Origin of the sequence: Streptomyces anatolicus, assembly GCF_019400875.1 — a bacterium.
In the GTDB taxonomy this organism is placed as follows: Bacteria; Actinomycetota; Actinomycetes; order Streptomycetales; family Streptomycetaceae; genus Streptomyces; species Streptomyces anatolicus.
Map to the genome: position 1 here is coordinate 1 of NZ_WMBF01000270.1, position 8,488 is coordinate 8,488.

Annotated in this window: 8 protein-coding genes; 2 read left to right on the forward strand and 6 right to left on the reverse strand. The window is 74.0% G+C overall.

The features are described from left to right. Window positions 1-130 precede the first annotated feature (130 nt). From GKQ77_RS21625 to GKQ77_RS21650, 6 genes are all read right to left on the reverse strand, one after another. Window positions 131-388: an acyl carrier protein gene (locus tag GKQ77_RS21625; RefSeq protein ID WP_219690584.1), complete on the reverse strand. Its 258-nt coding sequence runs from the start codon at window positions 386-388 to the stop codon at window positions 131-133. Between the two features lie 90 nt (window positions 389-478). Beyond that, window positions 479-1,771 carry a ketosynthase chain-length factor gene (locus GKQ77_RS21630; RefSeq protein WP_219690585.1) on the reverse strand — a complete coding sequence of 431 codons (1,293 nt, stop codon included), beginning with the start codon at window positions 1,769-1,771 and terminating at the stop codon, window positions 479-481. Then, window positions 1,768-3,036 carry a beta-ketoacyl-[acyl-carrier-protein] synthase family protein gene (locus GKQ77_RS21635; RefSeq protein ID WP_219690586.1) on the reverse strand — a complete coding sequence of 423 codons (1,269 nt, stop codon included), beginning with the start codon at window positions 3,034-3,036 and terminating at the stop codon, window positions 1,768-1,770. Before GKQ77_RS21635 ends, GKQ77_RS21630 begins: the two co-directional genes overlap by 4 nt. Window positions 3,037-3,105: 69 nt before the next feature. Continuing rightward, entirely contained in the window at window positions 3,106-3,936 is an 831-nt protein-coding gene (locus tag GKQ77_RS21640; RefSeq protein ID WP_219690587.1) for a thioesterase II family protein, read from the reverse strand. Further along, complete coding sequence (locus GKQ77_RS21645; RefSeq protein ID WP_219690588.1) at window positions 3,933-4,706, reverse strand: cyclase family protein; 774 nt, start codon at window positions 4,704-4,706, stop codon at window positions 3,933-3,935. Before GKQ77_RS21645 ends, GKQ77_RS21640 begins: the two co-directional genes overlap by 4 nt. A 124-nt stretch (window positions 4,707-4,830) precedes the next feature. After that, window positions 4,831-5,646: an AfsR/SARP family transcriptional regulator gene (locus GKQ77_RS21650; protein ID WP_219690589.1), complete on the reverse strand. Its 816-nt coding sequence runs from the start codon at window positions 5,644-5,646 to the stop codon at window positions 4,831-4,833. A gap of 272 nt (window positions 5,647-5,918) precedes the next feature. On the opposite strand from GKQ77_RS21650, the gene GKQ77_RS21655 reads away from it, so the two are divergent. After that, window positions 5,919-6,110, forward strand: a complete 192-nt coding sequence (locus tag GKQ77_RS21655) for a hypothetical protein (protein ID WP_219690590.1) — start codon at window positions 5,919-5,921, stop codon at window positions 6,108-6,110. Further along, window positions 6,110-8,485: a TOMM precursor leader peptide-binding protein gene (locus GKQ77_RS21660; RefSeq protein ID WP_219690591.1), complete on the forward strand. Its 2,376-nt coding sequence runs from the start codon at window positions 6,110-6,112 to the stop codon at window positions 8,483-8,485. The genes GKQ77_RS21655 and GKQ77_RS21660 overlap by 1 nt, the downstream gene beginning before the upstream one ends. Window positions 8,486-8,488: the final 3 nt, after the last annotated feature.

Consider the following 8,488-nt stretch of genomic DNA (forward strand, 5'->3'; position numbering starts at 1 on the left):
CCAGTGCCCGCGCGCCCTCCCCCGGCGCGCGGGCACTTCCCTGTTTCCGTGCGGCAGCACGCACGACGTCGGCCGCCGCCCCCTTCCAAAAGGGGGCGGCGGCCGACGTGGTTACGGGGCTCTCGGCGCCTCAGGCCGCGCGGCCCGCCTCTGTCAGGCTCTCGTTGATGAAGCCGAGCAGCATCCGCGGGGTCTCCGCCTCCGCGACCGTGTCGTCGGAGAGCGTGATGCCGTACTCCCGCTCGATGTGCCCGGTGGTCTGGAGCACGGCGAGCGAGTCGTAGCCCAGCTCGGCGAAGGGCGTGTCGATGACATCACCGTCCAGGTCCACGCCCTCGTCGACGCCCGCGCACTCGCGCAACAGGCCGGTCAGTTCCTTCAGTTCCATCTCGGTCCCTTTCGGATTGTTCTTGTCCCGCACGGCAATCGCCGTCACGCAGTCGCCGTCACGCGGCTGCCGTCACGCACGCGGCTGCCGTCAGGCCGCTGCCGTCACCACGGCGGCCGCGTTGAAGCCGCCGTGCCCCCGCGCGAGCACGAGCGCGGCCCCCACCGGGTGCTCGCGTGCCTCGCGGACCAGGTCCAGTGCGATGCCGTCGGCCAGGCGGTCCACGTGGACGGTCGGCGGGATCACCCCGTCCCGCACGGACAGCAGCGCCGCCGCGAGGTCCAGGGAGCCGCCGCCCGCCGCCAGCCTGCCGGTCATCGTCTTCGGCGCGGTGACCGGCACGCCCCGGGCGCCGAAGAGCCCGGTGATCGCCTCGGCCTCCTGCCGGTCGAGTTCCGGCACACCGGCGGCGTCCGCGAACACGACGTCGATGTGATGTGCCGTCAATCCAGCGTCAGCCAATGCCAGTTCGGCCGCCCGGCGCAGGCCCGGCTCGCCTCCGCTGCCCGGTGCCGGGTCGAAGGTGGCCGCGTACCCGGCGAACGCCCCGTACACCCGGGCGCCGCGCTCGCGCGCGAAAGCCGGGTCCTCCAGCGTCAGCAGGGCGCCGCCCTCGCCGGGCACGTGGCCGCTCGCCGCCGCGTCGAACGGCAGGTACGCGCGCGCCGGATCGTCGACGGTGGACATCCGCCCGCCGGTGAGCTGCGCCGTCCACCCCCAAGGGCAGAGGGCGCCGTCCACGCCGCCGGTCACGATAAGCCGGCTGCCCTTGCGCAGCTGGCGCCGCGCCTGGCCCACCGCGTCCAGACCGCCCGCCTGCTCGGTGACCACGACCCCGCTGGGCCCGCGCAGCCCGTGCCGGATGGAGATCTGGCCGGAGTTGACGGCGTAGAACCAGGCGTACGACTGGTACGCGCTGACGTACTGCCCGCCCTTGCTCCACAGCGCCTGCAACTCGCGCTGGCCGAACTCGAAACCGCCCGCCGAGGCCGCCGTGACCACACCCGCGCCGAAGTCGCCCAGGTCGTCGGGGGTGGCGCCGCAGTCCTCCAGGGCCTCCTTCGCGGCCGTCAGGGCGAGCCGCGTCATATGGTCGGTGGACGGCAGCAGACGGCTCGGGATGTGCTCGGCCGCGTCGAAGCCCGGCACCTCACCGGCGAGCTTCGCCGGGTAGCCGGAGGCGTCGAAGCGGGCGGGCGGCCGGATGCCGCTGACCCCCGCGAGGGTCGCCCGCCACCAGGCCTCGGTACCGAGGCCGTTGGGGGCCGTGACGCCGATGCCGGTGACCACGGGGGCCGTCGGCCCGGGGGCCCCTCCGGCGGCGGCGGTCGTCTCCCGCACCCGCAGACCGTTCTTCTCCCGTACCCGCAGATCGCTCGTCATGCCGTCCTCCGCTCGGGGCTTGTCAGCACCATCGCGCTCTGGAAGCCGCCGAAGCCGCTGCCGACGCTCAGCACGGTGTCGACGCGCCGCTCGCGCGCGGTGAGAGGGGTGTAGTCGAGGTCGCACTGCGGGTCCGGCTCGTGCAGATTGGCCGTGGGCGGCACCACGTCGTGCTCGATGGCCAGGGCGGACGCGGCGATCTCCAGGGAGCCGATGGCGCCGAGCGAGTGGCCGATCATCGACTTGATGGAGCTGACCGGGGTGGCGTACGCGTGCGCGCCGAGGGCCTTCTTGAAGGCCTCCGTCTCGTGCCGGTCGTTCTGCTTGGTGCCCGAGCCGTGCGCGTTGACGTAGTCGACGGCGGTCGCGTCGAGCCGGGACTCGTCCAGGGCGGCGCGGATGGCCTCGGCCATCTCGGCGCCGTCGGGCCGCAGCCCGGTCATGTGGTAGGCGTTGCTGCGCGAGGCGAAGCCCGCGATCTCCGCGTAGATGTGGGCGCCGCGCGCCCGCGCCGCGTCCAGCTCCTCCAGGACGAACACCGCCGAACCCTCGCCGAGCACGAAGCCGTTGCGGGTCCTGTCGAAGGGCCGCGAGGCGTGTGCCGGGTCGTCGTTGCGGTTGGTGGTCGCCTTGATGGCGTCGAAGCAGGCCACCGAGACCGGTGAGATCGGCGCCTCGGTGGCGCCCGCCACCATCACGTCCGCGCTGCCCTCGCCGATCAGCCCGACGGCGTGCCCCACCGCGTCCAGACCGGAGGTGCAGCCCGTGGAGACCACGGAGGCCGGTCCCTGGGCCCCCACCGACCAGGCCACCTCGCGGGCGAAAGAGCTGGGCACGAAGTGGTCGAACAGGTGCGGCACGGCGTAGCGGTGGTCGACGAGCCAGCTCGCGCCGCCGTCGCTGACCACGTTGTACTCGGTGTCCAGACCGCTGGTGGCGCCGACCGCGCTGCCGACCGTGACACCCGTGCGGAACGGGTCCAGCCCCTCGAAGGCGAGGCCGCTGTCGGCGACCGCCTCGGCGGCGGCGGCCACGGCGAACTGCGCCGCCCGGTCCATGCGCCGGATCTGCTGGGGCGTCAGCCCCCGTGCCACCGGGTCGAAGTCGGCCTCGGCGGCGATCCGGGACCGGAAGGCGGCCGCGTCGAACAGCGAGATCGGCCGCGTCGCCGTACGCCCGTCGGTCAGCAGCGACCAGAACTCCTTGGTGCTGCCACCGCCCGGCGCGATCACGCCGATCCCGGTGATGACCACGCGCCGGCTCACCTCGTACGCCCCGTCCGCCGGTGCGCCGCCCCGGTGCCGGAGCGGGCATGCTCCCTGTTCACGACCGCATCACCTCTCTGTTCCGCTCGGTTGTGGCCATGACTTTTCCTCCGCCCTCTCGATGTGCGCTCGACTCGTGGCCGAGCCCGCCCGCCGCTCCTCGATCAGGTCGCGCAGCATCCCGGGAACCCACTTCTCGCGTACGAAGAAGTGGTCGCCCTTGACGGTGCGCAGCCCGAAGCCGCCGGGCGCGTAGCGGTCCCACTCGGCCATGCCGGGGACGGGTGCGATGGGGTCGTAGCGCCCGGCGAGCGCCACCAGCGGGGTGCGCAGCACCTTGTCGGTGCCGGACCGGCACAGCGCCTCGCCGAGCTTCAGGTCGTCGATGAGGGCGGGCAGGACGTGCCGCCGGTAGATGCCGTCGACGTCCGCGAGCGCCTCCGGCGGCACCGTGCCGTAGGAGACGAGCAGTTCGAGCAGTTCGCGCCGTGGCAGCCCCGCGCTGCGCAGCAGCGGGGAGCGCAGGTGCGGCGGCAGGACGGCGCCGACGACGAGCAGTTCGGGTGCCCGCGCCCCGGCCGCCTCCAGGGCGGCCGTGAAGGTGTGCGCGACGAGACCGCCCAGGCTGTGTCCGTAGAACAGGTACGGGCGGTCGAGGAGCGGGCCGAGCAGTGCCACGAGTTCGGCGACCAGCTCGTCCGGATCGGTGAGGCGCCGCTCGCGCACCCGGGGTCCGCGCCCGGGCAGCAGTACCGGTACGACCTCCGCGGTCTCCCCGAACGCGCCCTGCCAGCGGGCGAAGCTGGAGACGCCCGCGCCCGCGTGGTGGAAGCAGAGCAGCCGGGGCGCCGGTCTCCCGGACGCGATGCCCCCGGCGCTCACCCGGCCACCCGCGCTCATTCGTCCACCAGGGCGACCGCCCGGGTCCAGCCCGCCCCCGCGCCCTTGATCTTCACCGGGAAGCAGGCGACCCGGAACCCGTGCGATCCGGGCAGGTCGGCGAGCCGGTCGAGCCGTTCGACCTGGCAGTACTCGCGCCGCCGCCCGGCGAAGTGGGCGGGCCACAGCACGGAGTCGTCGCCGGTCTCCTTGTAGGCGGCGATCATGTGCCCGAAGGGCGCGTCCAGGCTCCAGGCGTCGGTGCCGATGACCCGTACCCCGAGGTCGAGAAGGAGGTCGGTGGCGGGCCCGTCGAGCCCCGCGAAGTCGGTGAAGTACCGGGGCGTGCCCACGTGCCGGGAGGCGCCGGTGTGCAGCAGCACGATGTCGAGCGGCGCGGGCGTGTACCCGATCCGCTCGATCTCCTTCTCGATCCGCTCGGCGCCGATGACGCCGACCCCCACATCGGTGACGTCGAGGACCACGCCGGGCCGCAGGAACCAGTCGAGCGGCATCTCGTCGATGTCCCTCGGCCGCCCGTACGCGCCGACGGAGCCGTAGTGCGAGGGCGCGTCCACGTGCGTACCCGTGTGGCTGGTCAGCGTGAGGGTGTCGAGGGAGAGCAGTTCGCCCCCGGGCAGATCGGCCGGGTCGAAGTCCACGTCGAAGTGGGCCTTCATCTCCTCGGCCATGTGGCGGGCGCCCTCGGCGGGCGTCATGATCCGGTGGACGACCGGGTCCGGCTCCCAACCGGACGCGTCCACCGGGGACGACAGGTCGATGACTCGCAAGGTGAACCCCCTGGCAGTAGTGGTAGGGGGCACTGTGTGGCGCGCGGCTAGAGCAGAGATGGAGCGCGCCCCGCCCGCGCCCCCATGCCGCGTACGGGTGCGGCCATGCCGCGTACAGGTCCGGCTAGGCCGCGTACATGTCCAGCGCGGCGCCCCGCCGGGTCCCGGCGTCGAGCGCGGGGTCGCCGCCGAGGATCGCCTGCTGCAACCGGCGCAGTCTCGGCGAGGGATCGAGCCCCAGCTCGGCCGCGAGGCCCTTGCGCAGGTGCTGGTAGGTCTCCAGCGCCTGCCACTGGCGGCCCGCCCGGTAGAGGGCGACCATGCACTGCGCGTGCAGCGCCTCGTGCAGCGGATGCCGGGCGACGAGCGTGGTCAGCTCGGAGATCAGCTCGGCGTGCCGCCCCAGGCGCAGGTCGGCGTCGATCCGCCGCTCCAGGATGCCGAGCCGGCTCTCCTCCAGGCGGACCAGCTCTATCTCCAGGAGCGGTCCGGTGCGTACGTCCACGAAGGCGGGCCCGCGCCACACCCGCAGCGCCTCCCGGTAGAGCCGGGCCGCCTCCTCGTCCGCGCCGCGGTCGGCGGCGGCACGGCCCTGGCCCGCCAGTCGCTCGTACGCGTGGACGTCGACGGCGTCCTGCGGCACCCGCAGCAGATAGCCGCCGTGCCGGGTGGCGAGGACGTCCTTGGCGGCGTGCGGCGCGCAGGGGCCGAGCGCCGCGGTGATCAGGCGGCGCAGCTGGAGGATGTAGGTCTGGAGCGTGGTGAGCGCGCTGCGCGGCATCGCCTCGCCCCAGATCTCCTCCATCAGGGTGGGGACCGGGATCATCTGGCCCGCGTTGACGGAAAGGAGAGCAAGGATCTGCCGCGGCTTGCTCGCGCTCGGAATGACCGACACACCGCGCGCGCCCCCTTCGAGCGGGCCGAGCACCTTGATTTCCATGGGTTCCTCCGGAGTCGGATCAGCCGGACGGCACGTGATTCCCAAAAGCGCTCTCCAGCGCCGCGCCATCGTTGCTCGAAGATCCCACCGCGGCCGCTCCAGCGACCAGTGCCAGGCTCCTGACCTCGGCGTGCGTGTGTACCGGCGGATCGTGTGAATCTTTCACACCCGTCCCGTGACGTCGGCACTGTGCCGGAGCCGGCCCCCGTAGCAGACTCCTTGCCGCCGACGCCGTCGGCAGCCAGTTCCCCGGCCAAGCAAGGATGTTGGGCATGATCGCGAATTCCCCTCTCGCTCTCGTCGGCAGCGGACACGACGAGTTGGTCATCGAGGAGTTCGGTCCGGGCGCGGACGCCGCGTACCAGCCGAGCCGCTGCGGCATCTGCTTCGCCACCGCGCAGACCCTGTCGCTCGGCGCCGCCACCGCGCAGAGCACGGCCGCCCCCGGCGGGTACGCGGCCTGATGACGGTGGTCCGGGAAGACGAGGCCCGTCCGGTGCGCGGGGACGAGCGGGGCCCGGGGGCCGTGGCCGCCGGGCAACCGGTCGGCTTCAAGCCGCACCTGCGGGTCGAACACATCCCGGGCGAGGCCGTCTACGTGTTCTCCGAGCGGCGGGCGACGGCGCTGCACGGCGCCCCGGTGGCCCGCATCGCCCCGCTCCTCGACGGCACCCGCACGCTGCGGGAGGTCGTCCGGGAAGCCCCCGGGGGCGCGCCCGGCGCCCCGGGCCCGGCCGCGGAGCAGACCGCCCGGATCGTCTCCCGGCTCATCGACGCGGGCCTGGTGGGCCGGCGCCCCCTGACGGCGCCCGGCGCGCGGGCCGCCGCCGCGCAGGCCTACTGGGAAGCGGTGGGCCTGGACGGTCCGGCGGCCGAGGAGGCCCTGGCCGCCGCCACCGTGGGCACCCTCGCCGTCGGCTCCGGGGACACGGCCGAACTGCGCGGCGCCCTGCGGGCCGCGGGCCTGCGCCCCGCCGAGGACGGCCAGGACGGCGCCGCCGAGCTGACCGTGGTGCTCTGCGACGACTACCTGACCCCCGCCCTCGCCGCCGTCGACGCGGAACACCGGGCCGCCGGGCGCCGCTGGCTGCCCGTCAAGAGCACTGGTGCCGAGCAGTGGATCGGCCCGTTCTTCGGCGACCCCGAAGGCCCCTGCTGGTCGTGTCTCGCCGACCGGCTGTGGCGTACGCGGCCGGTCGAGGCACATGTCCGGCGCGCCCTCGGCAGCCCGGGTCCTGTGCCGCGCCCCGCGTGCGCGCTGCCCGCCGCCCGGCTCGCCGCGCTCCAGCTGGCCGCCCTGGAGGCCGCCAAGTGGCTCGCGGGCCACCGCCACCCGGGCCAGGGCCAGTTGTGGACCCTCGGCGGCCTCGGCGAAGGCACCGCGGGACACCCCGTCGTACGGCGGCCGCAGTGCCCCGACTGCGGTACGCCCGAGCTGATCGGCGAGCAGGTGCGGGCGCCGCTCACCCTCGTATCGAGGCCCAAGACGGACGTGTCGGGCGGCGGTCACCGCACGCTCACCCCGCAGCAGTTCCTCGACCGCCACGGCCACCACCTGGACCCGGTCACCGGCCTGGTGAGCGAGGTCCGCAGGGACCGGCACGGGCCCGCCTTCCTCAACTCCTTCCACGCGGGCCTGAATCCGTCCGCCACGCCGTACGGAACCCCGGGCGCGCCGGGCCTCGCGACCGTCCGGGCCGGGCTGCGCGCCGCCTGCGGGGGCAAGGGCACCACCGAACTCCAGGCCCGCGTCAGCGCACTCGCCGAAGCCCTGGAGCGCCACTCCGGCTTCCTCCAGGGCGGCGAGGCCCAACGGCGCGGCAGCTACCGCGAGTTCGCCGACGAGGCCGTGCACCCCGACGCCGTGCAGCTCTACGACCCCCGGCAGTTCACGGACCGCGCGCGGTGGAACGCGGCACACGGCCCGCTGCACCAGGTGTGCGACCCCTTCGACGAGGACGCGGCCATCGACTGGACGCCCGTCTGGTCGCTGACCGAGCACCGCCACAAGCTGCTGCCGACCGCGCTGCTTTACTACAACGCGCCCCAGGAACCCGGCCGCCGCTACTGCCTCGCCGGATCCAACGGCTCGGCGGCGGGCGGCAGCCTGGAGGACGCCGTGCTGCAAGGCGTGTTCGAGCTGGTGGAACGCGACGCCGTCGCCCTGTGGTGGTACAACCGCACCCGCCACCCCGGCGTCGACCTGAGCGCCCTCGGCGACGACTGGACACGCCAACTCATCCACGTACACAGGGACTTGAACCGCGAGGTGTGGGCGCTCGACCTCACCACCGACCTCGGCATCCCCGTCATGGCGGCGCTGTCCCGGCGCACCGACAAGCCGGCCGAGGACATCATGCTGGGCTTCGGCGCCCACTTCGACCCGCGGATCGCGCTGCGCCGCGCCCTCACCGAACTCAACCAGATGCTCCCGCACGTCGTCGGTGCCCGCCCCGACGGCACGGGCTACGCCACCACCGACCCGGAAGTCCTCGACTGGTCGCGCACCGCCACCGCCGCGGACCTGCCCTACCTGCGGCCCGATCCGGCCCAGCCGGTGACGGACGCGGACACGCACGCGTACGAGCCCCGCACGGACCTGCTCGATGACGTCATGGCCGCCCGGGAAGTGCTGCGCGGCAAGGGACTTGAACTCCTCGTCCGCGACCAGACCCGGCCCGACGTGGGGCTGCCCGTCGTCAAGGTGGTCGTGCCCGGCCTGCGCCCGCACTGGAGCCGCTTCGGACCGGGCAGGCTGTACGACGTGCCGGTCCGGCTCGGCCGCCTCGCCGAACCGACCCGCTACGAGGACCTCAACCCGCGCCCGCTCTTCCTCTGACCC